The organism is Sorangium sp. So ce185 (assembly GCF_051526825.1).
In the GTDB taxonomy this organism is placed as follows: Bacteria; Myxococcota_A; Polyangia; order Polyangiales; family Polyangiaceae; genus Sorangium; species Sorangium cellulosum_D.
In genome coordinates, this window is sequence record NZ_CP150316.1 from 3,543,969 (window position 1) to 3,561,360 (window position 17,392).

The 17,392-nt window shown below is 69.4% G+C and carries 12 protein-coding genes; 9 read left to right on the top strand and 3 right to left on the bottom strand.

What is annotated here, in order from left to right; all coding sequences use genetic code 11:
- Nucleotides 1-10 precede the first annotated feature (10 nt).
- Nucleotides 11-817: a class I SAM-dependent methyltransferase gene (locus tag WMF26_RS13230; protein WP_438000622.1), complete on the bottom strand. Its 807-nt coding sequence runs from the start codon at nucleotides 815-817 to the stop codon at nucleotides 11-13.
- Nucleotides 818-1,045: 228 nt separating this feature from the next.
- Between WMF26_RS13230 and WMF26_RS13235 the strand changes: the two genes are divergently transcribed.
- Together WMF26_RS13235 and ribB are read left to right on the top strand one after the other, a co-directional pair.
- The gene (locus WMF26_RS13235) at nucleotides 1,046-1,996 is read left to right on the top strand and encodes an aldo/keto reductase (RefSeq protein WP_438000623.1); all 951 of its coding nucleotides are present in this window, start codon (nucleotides 1,046-1,048) and stop codon (nucleotides 1,994-1,996) included.
- A gap of 434 nt (nucleotides 1,997-2,430) precedes the next feature.
- Nucleotides 2,431-3,534 (top strand): 3,4-dihydroxy-2-butanone-4-phosphate synthase, encoded by a 1,104-nt coding sequence (gene ribB / locus WMF26_RS13240; protein ID WP_438000624.1) that lies wholly within the window; start codon nucleotides 2,431-2,433, stop codon nucleotides 3,532-3,534.
- 106 nt (nucleotides 3,535-3,640) lie between these two features.
- Here ribB and WMF26_RS13245 read toward each other — a convergent pair whose 3' ends face one another.
- Nucleotides 3,641-5,188: a DUF4215 domain-containing protein gene (locus tag WMF26_RS13245; protein WP_438000625.1), complete on the bottom strand. Its 1,548-nt coding sequence runs from the start codon at nucleotides 5,186-5,188 to the stop codon at nucleotides 3,641-3,643.
- Between the two features lie 229 nt (nucleotides 5,189-5,417).
- Between WMF26_RS13245 and WMF26_RS13250 the strand changes: the two genes are divergently transcribed.
- Nucleotides 5,418-5,687: a hypothetical protein gene (locus WMF26_RS13250; protein ID WP_438000626.1), complete on the top strand. Its 270-nt coding sequence runs from the start codon at nucleotides 5,418-5,420 to the stop codon at nucleotides 5,685-5,687.
- A 9-nt stretch (nucleotides 5,688-5,696) separates the two neighbouring features.
- On the opposite strand, the gene WMF26_RS13255 is transcribed toward WMF26_RS13250, so the two are convergent.
- Entirely contained in the window at nucleotides 5,697-6,479 is a 783-nt protein-coding gene (locus WMF26_RS13255; protein WP_061621278.1) for an SDR family oxidoreductase, read from the bottom strand.
- Nucleotides 6,480-7,305: 826 nt separating this feature from the next.
- Here WMF26_RS13255 and WMF26_RS13260 point away from each other — a divergent pair.
- The 6 genes from WMF26_RS13260 (at nucleotide 7,306) to WMF26_RS13285 (ending at nucleotide 17,257) form a co-directional block, all read left to right on the top strand.
- Nucleotides 7,306-8,592: an ABC transporter substrate-binding protein gene (locus WMF26_RS13260; protein ID WP_437946505.1), complete on the top strand. Its 1,287-nt coding sequence runs from the start codon at nucleotides 7,306-7,308 to the stop codon at nucleotides 8,590-8,592.
- Between the two features lie 11 nt (nucleotides 8,593-8,603).
- Nucleotides 8,604-9,500, top strand: a complete 897-nt coding sequence (locus WMF26_RS13265; protein ID WP_437946506.1) for a carbohydrate ABC transporter permease — start codon at nucleotides 8,604-8,606, stop codon at nucleotides 9,498-9,500.
- A gap of 104 nt (nucleotides 9,501-9,604) precedes the next feature.
- Nucleotides 9,605-10,384, top strand: a complete 780-nt coding sequence (locus WMF26_RS13270) for a carbohydrate ABC transporter permease (RefSeq protein ID WP_438002405.1) — start codon at nucleotides 9,605-9,607, stop codon at nucleotides 10,382-10,384.
- Nucleotides 10,381-12,699 carry an alpha-xylosidase gene (yicI, locus tag WMF26_RS13275; protein ID WP_438000627.1) on the top strand — a complete coding sequence of 773 codons (2,319 nt, stop codon included), beginning with the start codon at nucleotides 10,381-10,383 and terminating at the stop codon, nucleotides 12,697-12,699. Before WMF26_RS13270 ends, yicI begins: the two co-directional genes overlap by 4 nt.
- A 32-nt stretch (nucleotides 12,700-12,731) precedes the next feature.
- Nucleotides 12,732-15,707: a glycoside hydrolase family 3 C-terminal domain-containing protein gene (locus WMF26_RS13280; protein ID WP_438000628.1), complete on the top strand. Its 2,976-nt coding sequence runs from the start codon at nucleotides 12,732-12,734 to the stop codon at nucleotides 15,705-15,707.
- Between the two features lie 341 nt (nucleotides 15,708-16,048).
- Nucleotides 16,049-17,257: a right-handed parallel beta-helix repeat-containing protein gene (locus WMF26_RS13285; protein ID WP_438000629.1), complete on the top strand. Its 1,209-nt coding sequence runs from the start codon at nucleotides 16,049-16,051 to the stop codon at nucleotides 17,255-17,257.
- Nucleotides 17,258-17,392 lie beyond the last annotated feature (135 nt).

Consider the following 17,392-nt stretch of genomic DNA (forward strand, 5'->3'; position numbering starts at 1 on the left):
TCCGGCGGCGCTAGTTGCCCGCCGTGTGGGCGATCGCGAAGATGAGGTTCCGCTCGAGCCGAATCCCCTGCGGCGTGCGCCACGCCTCGAGCTCCTTCGCGAGCCGGTCGCGCACCTCGCGCTTCTCGTCGAAGCTCAGGTGGGAGAGGTGGTTGCCGAACGAGCCCGACCCGCTCTGCCGCAAGATCTCGTCGATGTCGGCGGCGTGGTCGACGAACGTGCGGATCTCCACCGTGTCCACGATGAACCCCGTGCGCTGGAGCAGCTCCCGGACCTCGTCGACCGTCAACTTGTGCGGGATCGTCCCCTGCGCCTCTTTCCCGAGGTCCGCCAGCACCTTGCGCTGGATCGGGTCGAGCTGGTGCGGCTTCTCCCGCGATCCGGTGCTGAACCCGATCTTGCCGCCCGGCTTGAGCACGCGCGCCGCCTCGCTCAGCGCGCGCTCCTTCTGGCCCTGGTCCAGCCAGTGAAGGACGCTGTTCAGGTACACCACGTCGAAGCTGTGCGTGGCGAAGGCGGAGAGGTCCTCGGCGCGCCCGACCGCGGTCGCGAGGTTGTCGCGCGTCTTCTGCCGGGCGATGTCCACGCGCAGGGGCAAGGGATCGATCGCCACCACGCTGCCCTCCGCGCCGACGATCTCCGCGACGTACGCGGCCAGGCGGCCCGTCCCCGCGCCGACGTCGAGCACGCGCTGGCCCCGCCGCACGCCCAGCGCCGCGATGAGGAGCTTGCCGTGGTTGAACTGCCGGTGGCTGCCGGTCTCGTAGGCCTGCGCGAGCTCCGGGGTGTCGAGCGTGAGACGGATGGTGGTGGTCATGCCGGCGCCCAGGCAGAAGGCGTGCCGGGCCTCCGACCACGCGCGCTCCGCGCATCCCCCGCACCTCACCTCCGGCTCGCCGCCCCCCCGCTGCTGCTGCCTGGCGAGCACGGCTGCTGGCCCGTTGTTGCGCCGCGGCCAGCAGCCGCCGGCGATCGATCGGCCCCTGGACCGCCGCGCCGCCCGCCGCGTCCGTCAGCGGCACAGGCCGTGCAGTCCCGCGGCCCGATGGAAAAGCGACGGATCGGATCGCTCGAGGTGTCGGTCGTGGGCCTCGGGTGCAACAACTTCGGCGGCCGCATCGACGAGCAGCGGACGGCGGCGGTCGTCGATGCTGCGCTCGACGCGGGCATCAACTTCTTCGACACGGCGGACGTCTACGGCGGGACGCGCAGCGAGGAGCTGCTCGGCCGGGCGCTCGGCGGCCGGCGGAGCTCGGTGATCATCGCGACGAAGTTCGGCGTCCGGCTCGACGACGAGCGCAGGGGCGGCGCGCGGCCGGCCTACATCCAGCGCGCCGTGGAGGACAGCCTGCGCCGGCTGGGCACCGACTGGATCGACCTCTACCAGCTGCACCGCCCCGACCCCGAGACGCCGATCGAGGACACGCTCGAGGCGCTCGACGCCCTGGTGCGCGCCGGCAAGGTGCGCGAGATCGGCAGCTCGAACTTCTCGGCCGCGCAGATCCGCGGCGCCGAGGAGGCGGTCCGCCCGGGGGGCGCGCGCTTCGTGAGCGTCCAGAACGAGTACAGCCTGCTCCAGCGCGAGCCCGAGCAAGACGTGCTGTCGGAGAGCAAGCGCCGCGGCATCGCGTTCCTGCCGTACTTCCCGCTGGCGAGCGGGCTGCTCTCCGGGAAGTACCAGGCCGACGGCGCGGCGCCCGCCGGCGCCCGCCTCTCGGCGCCGGACGCGCCGCTGACCGCGCGCTTCCTCACCGACCGCAACCGGCAGATCGCCGCGGCGCTCGGCGCCTACGCGGCGTCCCGGGGCCGCACCCTGCTGGAGCTGGCGTTCTCGTGGCTCGCCAGCCGGCCCGCGGTGGCCTCCGTGATCGCCGGCGCGACATCGCCGGAGCAGGTGCGCGCGAACGCCGCCGCCGTGGGCTTCCGGCTGACCGACGCCGACCTGCACGAGATCGATCGCCTGGCGCCGCCGCCTGCCGCCTCGCCGGGCGCGTGACCGCACCGGCCGCCGCGCCGGCGCCTCGCGCGCCCCCCGGGACGAGCCGCTGCTGGAGCAGCACCCGATGCGCATCCGTTGCTGCTCCAGCAGCACCTCGGCTTGCCAGTTCCGCGGGGCAGAAGTCCCGCCAGGGATTGGCCTCGCGAGCGAGGAGAGATTTGAACGCAAAGGCGCAAAGGGCGCAAAGACGCAAAAATACATAATTTCGTTTTGCGCCTTTGCGCCTTTGCGCCTTTGCGCCTTTGCGCCTTTGCGTTGAACTCTCTCTCCGGATCCCTGGCCGGACTCCTCGCGGATGCGACTGGGCCGCCTTCCACCTTCGGCCTCCGATCCGACCACCGCCGGTGAGGCGGGTGAGGAGCGAGGTCGCGCCCGTGGCACGCCTCGTGCGTGGCGGGCCGCCCATGGCAGTTTCGTCATCAGCGGTGCGTGTGCAGGCTTCCGTCGAGCAGCTCCGGTCCGGCGGCATGGTGATTCTCGTCGACGACGAGGAGCGCGAGGACGAGGGCGATCTCGTCGTCCTGGCGGAGCACGCGACGCCGGCGGCCATCAACTTCATGGCGACCCACGGCCGGGGGCTCATCTGCCTGGCGCTCACGGAGGCGCAGGTGGACCGCCTCGCGCTGCCGCTCATGGCGACCCGGGCCGGCGCCCGCCGCTCGACGGCGTTCACGGTGAGCATCGAGGCGCGCGAGGGCGTCACGACCGGCATCAGCGCCCGCGACCGGGCGCGCACCGTCGCGGCCGCCATCGCCCGGGACGCGTCGCCGCGCGACCTCGTGTCGCCGGGGCACGTCTTCCCGCTCCGCGCGCGCCGCGACGGGGTGCTCGAGCGCGAGGGGCACACCGAGGGCGCGGTCGACCTGGCGCGGCTCGCCGGCGCGAACCCGGCGGCCGTCATCTGCGAGATCATGAACGACGACGGGACGATGGCGCGCCGGCGGGACCTGGCGCGCTTCGGGGCGCGGCACGGGCTGCCGATCGTCTCCATCGGGGACGTCATCCGCCACCGGGTGCAGCGCGAGGACGTCGCCGCGCGCGTCGGCACCACCCCGTTCCGGCCCGCGGGCCTGAGCGGCGAGTGGCGGGCGCACACCTACCAGCTGCGCCGCGATCGGCAGCTGCTCCTGCTGACGCACGGCGCGCCCGCGCTCTCCGGCGACCGCGCCGTGGTGTTCACCCATCGCGCGGCGCTCGTGTCGGACCTCCTCGGCGACGCCGACCTGTTCGGCGCCCTGCGGGAGATCGAGGCCGCCGGCGCGGGCGCGGTGATCTACAGCCCGCCCTCGGCCGACCCGGGCGCCGAGCACACGGCGGGCCTCGACCTCGCCGTCGCCGCCCGCGAGCTCGTGGAGCTCGGATACCGCCGCGTGACGCTGCTCGACTCGAGGGCGCTCCGGCCCGCCGCGGCGAGGCGCGAGATCGACCTCGAGACCGGCGATCCGCCGGCGCCGGTCGATGCCCACGGCGCGTCGCTTCCGCGGCGCGGGCGCGCGGCCGACGGGCTCTCCGGCGTCCCCGTCCTGCAACCCTGAGACGCCAGCGCTGCCCGGGCGCGCGCGGGACGGCGAGCGCGCGCGCGGCGTGCCTCGGCCGTCCCGAGGAGAGGGCACCCGGGCGCGCCGGACGGCGCGCGGGCGCTCAGGGCGCGGGGGTGAAGTCGACGGTGAGCGTGTAGGCGCCTCCGCCGATCGGCAGGTAGGTGTCGACGATGACGAACAGGGGCTCGCCGCCGGCGACGTCGATTGCGAGCGTCTCGTCATCGCCGCGGCCTCCGTCGTCGGCGCACCCGAGCTCGGAGCCGAAGTCCGCGCAGCCCTCGCGCACGTAGAAGCCCAGGTCGGCCTCGGCGGACAGCGTCAGCGTGAGCGTGCCGTCGCTCGGCGGCGTGAACCTGTGGATCGCCTCCGGCAGGTCCCATCCGACGCAGCTGCCTTCGAACACCGACGCGCTGGCCGTCGTGCTGCCCGTGTTCTCGCCGATGGAGAGCTCGGCGGCGTCCTCGCACAGCACGTCGAGCTCGTAGACGCACGTGGAGGAGCATCCATCGCCGCTCGTGGTGTTGCCGTCGTCGCACTCCTCGATCGCGTCGACGGTCCCGTCGCCGCAGACGATCGGCGTGAACCTGACGTTCAGCGTGTAGGGACCGGCCTCCCGCGGCTCATAGGTGTCGACGACGATCGGCACGGCCTGGCCGTCTCTCACGTAGATCTCGATCCGCTCCTGGTCGGGCAGACCGTCGTAGGGGGAGCTCTCGTCGGAGCAGTCGATCTCGGAGCGCATGTCCGCGCACGCGCTGCGGGCGTAGACGCTGTGATCGGTCGGCGACTCGAGCTCGACCACGAGCGTGCCCGACTGCCCGGTGGGCGGCGTGAACAGGTGGATCTCTTCCGGTCCGTGGCCCGTGTTGCCGAGGAAGCAGGTCCCTTCCAGGCCGCTCGTGCCCTCCGACGTGTCGCCGTGGATCGTCGTCGAGACGATGGGTGTCGCGCTCGCGCAGGCGGCCTCGGCGATCGGGGCGCAGGTCGCGGCGCAGTCGGTGTCCGCGCAGTCGTAGGACCCGTCCCCGTCGTCGTCCTCGTAGTTCGTGCAGTCCGTCTCGCCGGTGGGCTCAGCGCCGCCGCTGCCGCCTGTGCCTGTGGGCTCGGCGCCGCCGCTGCCGCCTGTGCCTGTGGGCTCGGCGCCGCCGCTGCCGCCGGTGCCGGTGGGCTCGCCGCCGCTGCCGCCGGTGCCGGTGGGCTCGCCGCCGCTGCCGCCGGTGCCTGTGGGCTCGGCGCCGCCGCTGCCGCCGGTGCCGGTGGGCTCGCCGCCGCTGCCGCCAGTGCCGGTGGGCTCGCCGCCGCTGCCGCCGGTGCCGGTGGGCTCGCCGCCGCTGCCGCCGGTGCCGGTGGGCTCGCCGCCGCTGCCGCCGGTGCCGGTGGGCTCGCCGCCGCTGCCGCCGGTGCCGGTGGGCTCGCCGCCGCTGCCGCCAGTGCCGGTGGGCTCGCCGCCGCTGCCGCCAGTGCCGGTGGGCTCGCCGCCGCCGCCGGCGGTGCCAGTTCCGGTGCTCGTGGCGTCGACGCCGCCGGCACCGCCAGCGCCGCCGGAGCCGCCATTGCCGCCGGCGCCGCCCTCGCCGTCATCGTCTCCGCATCCCGCGGCTGCCGACAACGCCAGCACGAAAATACCTGCAACGAGTCGTACGTTCATCCATCTGCTCCAACGCAAGAGAGAGCCGTCATAACGCGGGTGAGCCTGACTCCACGGCGCAGCGTGATGACATCTTCGGCGCAACCGCTCCGCCTCGATGAACGCGTGGTCGGCGAATTTCATTGACTTAACCGGTTGTGTTAACGCTAACATGCGGGTAAACATCCTGGCAACTCGAAGCGCTTCGACGAGGAGGGCCGATGTCTGTTTCTCGTCCCGAAGGAAATTTATGATCAAGAGAGTCACGGGCGCAGCGCTGCTCGCCGTGCTCGCCGCAGGGTCCCTGACGCTGGTCGCGTGCGGTCGCAGCGACGGCGGCGATTCCGGCGGCAAGGTCGGCACGGCGTTCAACCTGGCCCCGGACGGCTCCGGTCCCGGGGCTGCCTCATCGCTGGGCGACGCGGAGCTAGCCCTTCTCAAGAGCTTGCCGTCGACGGTCGTGGCGCAGAGCCCCCGGTGGAGCCGACCACCGTTCGCGCGCCCGCGTCGAGGAGCTTGACGCATCAAATTAAAGCAGTGCCCGATCGAGGTGCACATATCCTCCATCCACATGAATGAGCTGCCCGGTGATGTGCGAGGATTTTTGTGAGAGCAAAAAAACCGCCATCGCGGCGATCTCCTCCTTTGTGGTCATCCGTTTCCCCAATGGAATTCTTTCGTTTATTAACTTCAATTTTTCTTCCGGGTCAGGAAAGGTCTTGATCCATGTGTCATATGACGGGGTATAACATTCTGCGACGATTACAGAGTTTACCCGAACCTCGTAGGGCAGAAGCTCCACCGCCCATTCGCGCGTGAGCGCGTTCCGCCCTCCGTTGGAGGCCGCATATGCCGACGTATTGCCCTGCCCTGTCTCGGCTGTCTTCGATCCGATGTTGACAATCGAACCCTTGTTGCGAATCAATTCCGGCAACGAATAGTGCGCCATCAAATAATAATGAATCAGGTTTCTGTGAAGCGAGTCGATGAATTTTTCATAGCTCCCCGAGGCCAGGCCCACGCCGTCATTTACGCCTGCGTTGTTGATGAGCGCGTCGATCCTCTCGAATTTTGAAATTGTCTCTTCGGTGGCCCGTCTGCATCCGTCATTTGACGTGAGCTCGGCGGTCACGTATCCGCACCTGGATCCTTGCGAAACGATCGATCGGCATACCTTTGAATTGTCGCTCTCATCGCGTCCAATGATTACCGGGATGGCTTTCTCCTCTGCGAGCGCTCGTACGATACCTTCTCCGATACCTCTGGCGCCCCCGGTGACCATGACGACTTTGTTCTCTAATCCCAGATCCATATTATTCTGTTGTGAGGTTATGGGTTTTGCTGCGGTATCCAAAGATGTAATTCAATTTCATCGCCGCGTGAACCATTGTAGCGCTGGTCCTCGCCTGCTCCGGTCCTGTGCCATCTCGGCCGCCATCCCCGACAGCGCCGGCCAAGGCCAAGACGGTGCTGTCGCTGCCGCCGCCGGACCCCACGCTCGCCTGGACCGTGCGGCCGCCGGGGGAGTGGAGCCGCACCGGCGAGAGCGCGCCGCCCGACGCGCCCAGCGCTGTGCCGGCCCGAGCCGCTCGACGGCGACGCGGCGCCGGCCGTCCATGGACGACCGCGTCCTCGCCAGCCCGCGCCCGGCCCGCTCGCGGCCGGGCGCGGGCTGGCGAGGGCGCCGCCGGCCCCGGCGGTCGCGAGGAGGAGCGCCGCCGAGGAGAGCACGATCGATGGCTTGCGTCGCATCGCTCTCCTGGATCCACCGGACCGCGCGGCGTCCTACCGGCGCCACCCTGGTGCGGCGCTCGGATGGGAGAGCTACAGGCGGCCAATCGGTGCTCGGACGAGGACGAGAGAACGACAAACCGCCGAGGCGCCGAGGACGCCGCGAGAAGCGATATCCCTGTGTTCTCTCGGTGCCTTGGCGGCTTCACTCTCCCCACGATCTTCATGGGTGCTGCCTCCCGGTGCGCCTGGTGGCGACGGCCACCCACATTCTCCCGGGTGAACATGCGACGAGCGTTTGTCTGGTTTGCCCGTTGTGTTAACGTTCACATGCGATCTATCATCCCTGCGCTCGGAGCGCTTCGAAAAGGAGGGCCGATGCCCGTTTCTCACCCCGGAGGAAATTTATGATCAAGAGAGTCACGGGCGCAGCGCTGCTCGCCGTGCTCGCCGCAGGGTCCCTGACGCTGGTCGCGTGCGGCCGCAGCGACGGCGGCGACTCCGGCGGCAAGGAGCTGCGGGTCTGGCACTACGAGGCTCCCGAGAGCGGCATGGGCGTGGCCTGGAACGAGGCCATCAAGGAGTTCGAGGCCACCCATCCGGGCGTGAAGGTCAAGCTCGAGTTGAAGGGCTTCGAGCAGATCCAGAAGACCGCGCCCATGATCGTGAACTCCAACAGCGCCCCCGACGTCATGGAGTACAACAAGGGCAACGCGACCGCCGGGCTGCTGTCCAGGCAGGGCCTGCTCGAGGAGATCACCCCCGAGGTCAAGAAGCGCGGCTGGGACAAGCTGATCAGCCCGAGCGTGCAGGTCGTCGCCAAGTACGACGACAAGGGCATCATGGGCGGCGACAAGTGGTACGGCGTGCCCACCTACGCCGAGTACACGCAGGTCTACTACAACAAGGACCTGTTCAAGAAGTACGACGTCAAGGTCCCGACCACGTTCGACGAGTTCACCAAGGTGATGGACGCGTTCGTCGCCAAGGGCGTCACGCCGCTGGCCAACGGCGGCGCCGAGTACATGGCGCAGCAGTACGTCTACCAGCTCGCGCTGGACAAGGCCGACGAGCCGTGGGTGAACGCGTTCCAGCGCTACACCGGCAAGACCGATTTCACCGACCCGGCATGGACGTACGCGGCGACCACGTTCGCCGACTGGGTGACGAAGGGCTATATCGCCAAGAACTCGGTCAGCACCAAGGGCGAGGACGCCGGCGTGGCGTTCATGAGCGGCAAGTTCCCGATGATGTTCTCCGGGAACTGGTGGTTCGGGCGCGTGGCCAAGGAGGCCAAGTTCGACTGGGACACCTTCGTGTGGCCCGGCGCGAAGATGACCCTCGGCTCGGGCGGCAACCTGTGGGTCGTCCCGAAGGGATCGAAGAACAAGCAGCTCGCCTACGACTTCATCGACATCACGCTGCAGAAGAAGATCCAGAACATCCTCGGCAACGCGGGCGGCGTCCCGGTGGCGGCCGACAGCTCGGCCATCACCGAGCCCAGGGCCAAGAAGCTCATCGACGGCTTCAACACCCTCGCCCAGTCGAACGGCCTGGCGTACTACCCGGACTGGCCGGCCCCGGGCTTTTACGATCAGTGGGTCTCGCAGACCCAGAAGCTCATGAACGGCGATCCGCCGCAGTCGGTGCTCAGCGGCCTCCAGAAGACCTACGACAGCGGCCTGCCCAAGTGACAACAGGCAGCTTGACAGGGCGTGACCGGCTCGCCTACCTGCCCTACCTGATCCCCGGGCTGCTGCTGTTCGCCGGGGTCATCGGGGTGCCGTTCCTGATGAACATCGGGACCAGCTTCACCGAGTGGGCCGGCGTCGGCACCCCGACGTGGGTGGGGCTGGACAACTACCGGGAGCTGGCGACGGACGGCGAGTTCTGGGCGTCGTTCCGGCACAACGCGCTGGTCATCGTCGGGATGGCGATCCTCCCGACGATGATCGGGCTCGTGCTGGCCTCCGTCCTGACCGACCTGATCGACCGGCACTTCGGCCCGCGCACCGCCAGCGCCCTGCGCGCCTGCATCTACCTGCCGCAGGTCCTGCCGATCGTCATCGCGGGCATCGTGTGGAGCTGGCTGCTCGCCCCCGAGAACGGCGCGGTGAACGTCCTGCTGCACGCGATTGGGCTCGGCTCGCTCGCGCACGACTGGCTCGGCGATCCCGCCACCGCGCTGTGGAGCGTCATGGGGGTCATGGTCTGGATCCAGATCGGATTCCCCCTCGTGATCTTCATGTCCGGGCTGCAGCGCGTGGACCCCTCGCTCTACGAGGCGGCCGAGATCGACGGGGCCTCGTGGGCGCAGCGCTTCTGGTACATCACGATCCCGCAGATCAGGCCCGAGATCTTCGTGGTGCTGCTGTGGACGACGATCGCCGCGCTCAAGGCGTTCCCGCACATCTTCGTGCTCACCAGGGGCGGCCCGGGAGGCGCGACCAACGTGCCGTCCTACTACTCCTACGTCCATTTCTTCGAGAAGACCGACGTCGGCTACGGCTCGGCGATCGCCACCGTGCTGACGCTGATCGTCATCGCGCTCACCATCGTCTTTCTGCGGCTGCAGGGCCGTGAGCTGGGGGAGGAGCGGTGACCACGACGCTGGCCCAAAGCCCGGTGAGCGCACCCGCGCGGAGCCGGCCGCGGCGGCGCCGCCGGGGTCCGTCGGCCTACGCGGTGCTGGCGGCGCTGGCCGCGATGGCCGCGATCATGCTGATCCCCTTTGCCGTGGTGGTCTTCAACGCGCTGAAGACGCCGGCGGAGTACACCGCCAACGGCCCGCTCGCCCCGCCGGAGGGATTCCATCTCGAGGGGATCAGGGACTTCTGGGAGCGCGTCGGCTTCGGCCACGTGCTGCTCAACAGCCTGCTCATCAGCGGCTCGGTGGCCGTGCTGGCGGTCCTTTTGTCGGTGCTGAACGCCTACGCACTGGGCATCGGCCGGATCAAGGGCCGGATGTGGGTGCTGGTCCTGCTGCTGATGGCCAACACGCTGCCGCAGGAGTCGCTGGTCTACCCGCTGTACTACCTGGCCAACCAGCTCGGGCTCTACGACACCCGGGTCAGCGTCATCATCGTGTTCACCGTCATCCAGAGCGCGTTCGGCACTTACCTGCTGTCGTCGGTGATGATGGCGTTCCCCCGGCCGCTGCTGGATGCGGCGCGGATAGACGGCGCCAGCCGGTGGCAGATCCTGTGGCGGGTGGTCGTGCCGGTCGTGCGGCCCACGCTGGCGGTGATGCTCGTCTTCTTCTTCATCTGGACCTGGAACGAGTTCCTGATCCCCCTCATCTTCCTCATCTCCAACGACAACCAGACGGTCTCGGTCGCGCTCGGCGTGCTGCAGGGACAGCGGCTGATGGACGCCACCATGTCCAGCGCCGCCGCGCTGCTCGGCCTGCTGCCGACCGTTGTCTTCTACCTCATCTTCCAGCGCACGCTATCGCGCGGACTCACAGCAGGAGCGATCAAAGAATGAAGTTCACTGACGGTTACTGGGAGATGTGCAAGGGTGTGCACGCGGTCTACCCGATGGAGGTCCTCGACGTCGACGCCGGGCCGGCGTCGTTCGTCGTGCACGCGCCCGTCCAGCGGATCCGGCACCGCGGCGACCTGCTCAAGGGGCCGGTGGTGACCGTCACCTGCGCATCCCCGATGCCGGACGTCATCGGCGTCACCATCACGCACTTCGCGGGCGAGCGGCCCCGCGGCCCGGCGTTCGAGCTGGCCACCGACCCGACCGGGGAGGTGACGGTGGACGAGGACGCGGCCACGCTGACCTCCGGCGCGCTGTCGGTGCGGGTCGGGCGCGGCGAGGGGTGGAGGCTGGACTTCCTGGCCGGGGGCCGCCGCCTCACCGGCAGCGCGCGGAAGGCGATGGCGATCATCGACACCGACGACGGCCGCCACTACGTGCGCGAGCAACTCCACCTAGGCGTGGACCACTTCGTGTACGGCCTCGGCGAGCGGTTCGGGCCGCTGGTCAAGAACGGCCAGGTCGTGGAGATCTGGAACAACGACGGCGGCACGTCCAGCGAGCACGCGTACAAGAACGCGCCGTTCTTCCTCACCAACGCTGGCTACGGCGTATTCGTCGACCATCCCGGGCGCGTGTCGTTCGAGGTGGCCTCCGAGGCGGTGTCGCGGACGCAGTTCAGCGTCGAGGGCCAATCGATGCGCTACTTCCTCATCTACGGGCCGACGCCGAGGGAGATCCTGCGCAAGTACACCGCGCTCACCGGGCGGCCCGCGCGGGTGCCCGCCTGGTCGTACGGGCTGTGGCTGTCCACCTCGTTCATCACCGATTACGACGAGGCGACCGTCACCTCGTTCATCGACGGGATGGCCGAGCGGGGCCTGCCGCTCAGCGTGTTCCACTTCGACTGCTTCTGGATGCGCGAGTTCCGGTGGTGCGATTTCGAGTGGGACCCGCGCGTGTTCCCCGACCCGCCCGGGATGCTGCGCCGGCTCAGGGAGCGCGGCCTGCGCATCTGCGTCTGGATCAACCCCTACATCGGGCAGCGCTCGCCGCTGTTCGAGGAGGGCAGGGCGCGCGGCTACCTGCTGCGGCGCCCGAACGGCGACGTGTGGCAGTGGGACCTGTGGCAGCCGGGCATGGCCGTTGTCGACTTCACCAACCCCGAGGCCCGCGCGTGGTACGCCGCCAAGCTCGACGCGCTGCTCGACATGGGCGTGGACTGCTTCAAGACCGACTTCGGCGAGCGCATCCCCACCGACGTCGTCTACCACGACGGGTCCGACCCCGAACGCGCGCACAACTACTATACCCACCTCTACAACCAGACGGTGTTCGAGCTCTTGCGCAAGCGGCGCGGCGAGGGCGAGGCGGTCGTGTTCGCCCGCTCGGCCACGGCGGGCGGGCAGCAGTTCCCGGTGCACTGGGGCGGAGACTGCGAGTCGACGTTCGAGGGGATGGGGGAGAGCCTGCGGGGCGGCCTGTCGCTGGGCATGACGGGCTTCGGCTTCTGGAGCCACGACATCGGCGGGTTCGAGGGCACCCCCGACCCGGCGGTGTTCAAACGATGGATCGCGTTCGGGCTCTTGTCGTCGCACAGCCGGCTGCACGGAAGCGGCTCCTACCGGGTGCCGTGGCTGTTCGACGAGGAGTGTGTGGAGGTGCTGCGGCGCTTCACCCGGCTGAAGATGCGGCTGATGCCCTACCTGGCCGGGGCCGCGCGGCAGGCGTACGGCGAGGGCTTGCCGATGATGCGCGCGATGGTCGTCGAGTTCCCGGACGACCCGGCCTGCACGCACCTGGAGCGGCAGTATATGCTGGGCGACGACCTGCTCGTGGCGCCCGTCTTCTCCGCCGACGGGGAGCTCTCCTATTATGTGCCGCGCGGCGTGTGGACGCACTACCTCACGGGGGAGCGCGTCGAGGGCGGTCGCTGGGTGCGCGAGCGCCACGGGTTCGACAGCGTGCCGCTGCTCGTGCGGCCGGGGGCGGTGATCCCCGAGGGCGCGGTGGAGGACCGTCCCGACTACGACCATGCGAATGGGGTGACGCTGCGCGTGTACGAGCCGGCGGACGGCGCCAGCGTCACCACGGTGATCCCGGGCGCGGACGGGGACGCGGTCACGACGTTCACCACGTCCCGGCGCGGCCCGGTGGTGCGGGTGGAGGCCGCGGGCGCCCCGGGGGCCTGGAACGTCCTCCTCGTCAACCGCCGCGTCGTGGCGGTCGAAGGCGGGGAGAGCGCGGAGCACCCGCGGGGAGCGCTGGTCAGGGCGGCCGGCGGCGCGCTGGTCATCACGCTGGAAGAGAAGGGCTGAGCCACGGCACGCGGCCCCAAAGGAGACGATCGATGAAGAGATTTCGCTTAATTGCTGCTTCCGTTCCGTTCGCGCTCGCGCTGGCGCTTCACCCCTCGGCCTCGAGCGCGGCTGACACGCTGCCGTTCCAGGACCCCGGTCTGCCGATCGAGGTCCGCGTCCACGACCTCCTCGGCCGGCTCACGCTCGACGAGAAGCTCTCGCTCTTGCATCAGTTCCAGCCTGCCATTCCGCGGCTCGGCATTCCGGATTTCAAGGCCGGCACCGAGGCATTGCATGGAGTGGGCTGGTCGACCGATCGCGACAACGGCGGCGCCGTCGTGACGGCGACCGGCACGGTGTTCCCGCAGGCGATCGGCCTGGCGACGACCTGGAACCCGGATCTCATCCTGCGGGTCGGCGAGGCTGTCGGCGACGAGGTTCGCGGCTATCACGCGCTCGCCCCGCGCGTCTGGGGTCTGCAGGTATGGGCGCCCGTGGTCAACCTCCTGCGCGACCCGCGCTGGGGGCGCAACGAGGAGGGCTATTCCGAAGACCCGCTCCTCTCCGGTGCGATCGCCACAGCCTACGGGCGCGGCCTCGAGGGGGACGACCCGCTCTACCTGAAGACCGCGCCGGTCATCAAGCACTTCCTCGCCAACAACAACGAGATCCGCCGTGACACCACGTCGTCGAACCTGCGCCCGCGCGTGAAGCACGAGTACGACGAGCTGGCCTTCAAGATGCCCATCGCCGCCGACGCCGTGACCGGCGTCATGACCTCGTATAACCTGGTCAACGGCAGGCCCGCCACCGTCAACCCCGATGTCGGCGACGTCGTGCGGAGCTGGACGCAGAAGACGCTCTACAACGTGTCCGACGCCTGGGCCCCCTCCAACTTGACAAGCTCGCAGCGCTACTTCGCCACGAGCGAGGAGGCCTTCGCGGCGACGCTCCTGGCCGGCGTGGACAGCTTCACCGTCGACAACAACGACAGCGCGCCCACCATCGCAATCCTCCGCTCGGCGCTCGCGCAAGGGCTCCTCGCCGAGGAGGACATCGACGCCTCCGTCGAGCACGTCCTCTCCGTCCGCCTCCGGCTCGGCGATTTCGATCCGGAGGGGGGCCCCTATGCCGGCATCGGGCCCGACGTCATCGACAGCCCGGCGCACCGCCAGCTGGCCCGCCGGGCCGCCGACGAGGCCATGGTCCTGCTCGAGAACAAGCGTCGTCTCCTGCCGCTGGACCCGTCGGCCACGCGGCGGATCGCGGTCGTCGGGCCGCTCGCGGACACGCTCTACACGGACTGGTATTCCGGGGCGCTCCCGTACCGGGTCACGCCCCTGGACGGCATCCGCGAGCGGCTCGGCGGCGCCACGGTCCTCTCCAGCGAGGGCGTGGACCGGATCGTGCTGCGCGACGTCGCGAGCGGCCGTTACGTGACGGCCGGCGCGGACGACGACGGGGACATCCTCCGCGTCAGCGCGGCCAGCGCGGGTCCCACCGAGGAGTTCGACGTGTTCGACTGGGGTCAGGGCATCGTCACGCTGCGGAGCGCGGCCAACGGCAAGGTGGTCGACCGCTTCAACTTCGGCGCCAACTTCGCGAACCGCGCCGCCCAGCCGTACGACTGGTTCGTCCAGCAGCAGTTCGTCCTAGAGCCGCAGGGCGACGGCACGCACGTCATCCGCTACGCCGGCTACGAGAAGGCGTTCGACTGGGCCGGACCCGAGGTCTACCTGACCATCGCCGAGGACGGCGCGCTCGCCTTGACCGCGACCGAGGCGGCCGACGCGGCGCGCTTCGAGGTCGACGTGGTCCGGAGCGGCGTCGACGAAGCCGTGCGCGCGGCGACAGGCGCCGATGCCGCCGTGGTCGTCGTCGGCAGCATGCCGTTCATCAACGGGCGGGAGGATCATGACCGCACGACGATGGCGCTGGCCGAGGGGCAGTCCGCGCTGGTACGGGCGGTGCTCGCCGCCAATCCGCGCACCATCGTCGTGCTGGAGACCAGCTATCCGATGACCATCCCGTGGGAGAAGTCGAACGTGCCGGCCATCCTGTGGACCACCCACGCGGGCCAGGAGACCGGCCATGCCATCTCCGACGTCCTCTTCGGCGACCACAACCCTGCCGGCCGGCTGACCCAGACCTGGTATCGCTCGGCGGACGACCTGCCGGACATCCTCGAGTACGACATCATCAAGGCCCGGAGGACGTATCTCTACTTCGAGGGCGATCCGCTCTATCCGTTCGGGTACGGGCTGTCGTACTCGACGTTCGGGTACGACAACCTCCAGCTGAGCGCCCGGTCGGTGCAGGCCGGCGACACGATCTCGGTGCGCGTCGACGTCACGAACAGGAGCGTGCGGGCCGGCGACGAGGTCGTTCAGCTCTACAGCCGCCAGCCGTCGTCGCGCGATCCGCAGCCCGCCAAGCAGCTGCGGGCGTTCCGGCGGATCCACCTCGCGCCGGGCGAGAAGCGGACGGTCGAGCTCGATTTCGCGGCCTCCGACCTCGCCCACTGGGACGTGACCCGGGGCCGCTGGGTCCTCGAGGCGGCCGGCGTCGAGCTGATGGTCGGCTCCTCCTCGGCGGACATCCGCCACCGCACGACCGTGCGCGTGCGCGGCGAGCGCATTCCGGCGCGCGACCTCGCCCGCGAGACGCGGGCGGTCGACTTCGACGACTACGCCGGCGTCGAGCTGGTCGACGAGAGCATGGAGTGGGGCGACGCCGTGGGCGCCACCGCGGGCGACTGGATCCGCTTCTCCGATGTGGAGCTGGGCAGCGGCGCCAGCCACTTCAGCGGCGGGTTCGCCCGCGCCGAGGCGGGCGACGCGCTCGTCGAGATCCGGCTCGACGATCCGGTCCGCGGCAAGCGGGTCGGGACCGCCGTCGTGCCGAGCACGGGGGACGTGTACGCCTACGTCACCGCGACCGCCGAGCTCGACGGCGCTTATGGGCGACGCGACGTCTACCTCGTGTTCCGTGGCGCCGCCCGCCTGTCGACGTTCGCGATCGACTGAGGGCGGTCCGCCCAGCGCAGCGTCGGGCGCGGCCGTCTCGTCTCCTTCATTGTCAGATCGCTCCGAGCTCCGGCGTATCTCTGGTGGTAGGTCGTCGTTCCATCACCAGAGGAAGGAGCTCCATGAAGTGCCATCGCGACGTGCTGGTCGTCTTTTGTGCCGCCTTGGGCGCAGTTGCCGCAGGCTCCGTACCTGCGCAGGCCCATGCCTCTGACGAGTTGCCGGCGGAGCCGGCCTCGCAGCATGCGCCGATGCTCGCCTGGGAAGAAAATGCCGCCTGCCAGTCCTGTCACGAGGATGACCACGACGGTGGTTCCTGGAACGCCCATGGTTGGGATGCGATGGAGGAGGGGCGACTCCCGGTCGGCCAGCACGGGCGCCAGACCCTCGTCGTCCGCCCAGGCCAGTCGATCCAGGACGCCATCGACCAGGCGGACGACGGGGCCAGGATCCTCATCCTGCCAGGCGTGTACCGGGAGACGGCCGACGCGACCAACGGCCTGATCATCAACAAGAGCGGCATCTCGCTCATCGGGCTGAACAGGCCGACGGAGCGCGTCGTCCTCGAGAACGCCGGCAGCCAGCGCAACGGGATCGTCGTCGTGCCCAGCGAGCGCAGCGACTGCATGGGCTGCCACGAGAGCATGGCGCCGCCGTTCGCGCTCAAGCCCGGCATCGACAGCGCGATGACCGACGGCGAGCCGGTCCTGTACGACGTCGAGATCCGCGGCATCACCATCCGCGACTTCTCCAACAACGGCCTGTTCACGGAGCGCGTCGACGGCTTCCGGATCGTGGACGTCCACTCGGACAACAACAAGAATTACGGGATCTTTCCCACGCAATCGCGCAACGGGCTGATCGCGCTGAGCAAGGCCACGGGGGCCAACGACAGCGGCGTCTGGATCGAGACCTCCGAGCGCGTCCTGGTCACGCACAACCTGGTGGAGAACAACACCAACGGCTTCGAAACGTCCAACAGCGACGATGTCGACCTGACGTACAACGTGGCCAGGAACAACTCCGTGGGGATCTCGGTCCTGCTGTTGCCGGGCATCTTCGACGTCCGAGCGGGCTCCAAGCGCGTCAACGCTCGCGGCAACTACGTATACGACAACAACAGGCCGAACACGGCGCGGCCGGGGAGCATCCTCTCGTCCGTCCATCCCGGGTCGGGCATTCTCTATGTCGGCGTGGACGAGTCGGAGATCTCGGGCAACCAGGTCTTCGGCAACGATCTCACGGGCATCGCCATCGCGGACTACTGTGTGCTGGTCAGCGGCGCCCCGGGCCGCGACTGCCAGACGGATCCGTCCGTCACCGTTCCTTACCTGCTGGACCAGGACGCCCGCGACAACCACGTGGTAGGCAACACGGCGACGGACAACGGCCTGAACCCGGGATCGCCGGCCGAGAACCCTTTCTTCTTCGTCGCGAGCGACCTGACGCTGCTCACCCAGCCGGACACGCACGGCAACTGCTTCGAGGACAACGCGTTCGACACGTTCTTCTCGCTGATCGGGCTGTCCGCTCCGCCCGGCTGCGACTAGCAGGCTGTTGGCCTCGCCCCTGGGGACGCCCCGCCCACCATTGGGGTCTTGCGGTGCAGCGCCGATCCGTGAGACTTTCGGTGGGAGAGATCGCCAAAGGCGACCCTCTGGACAGGCCTGGTCCGGCGGCTTCGG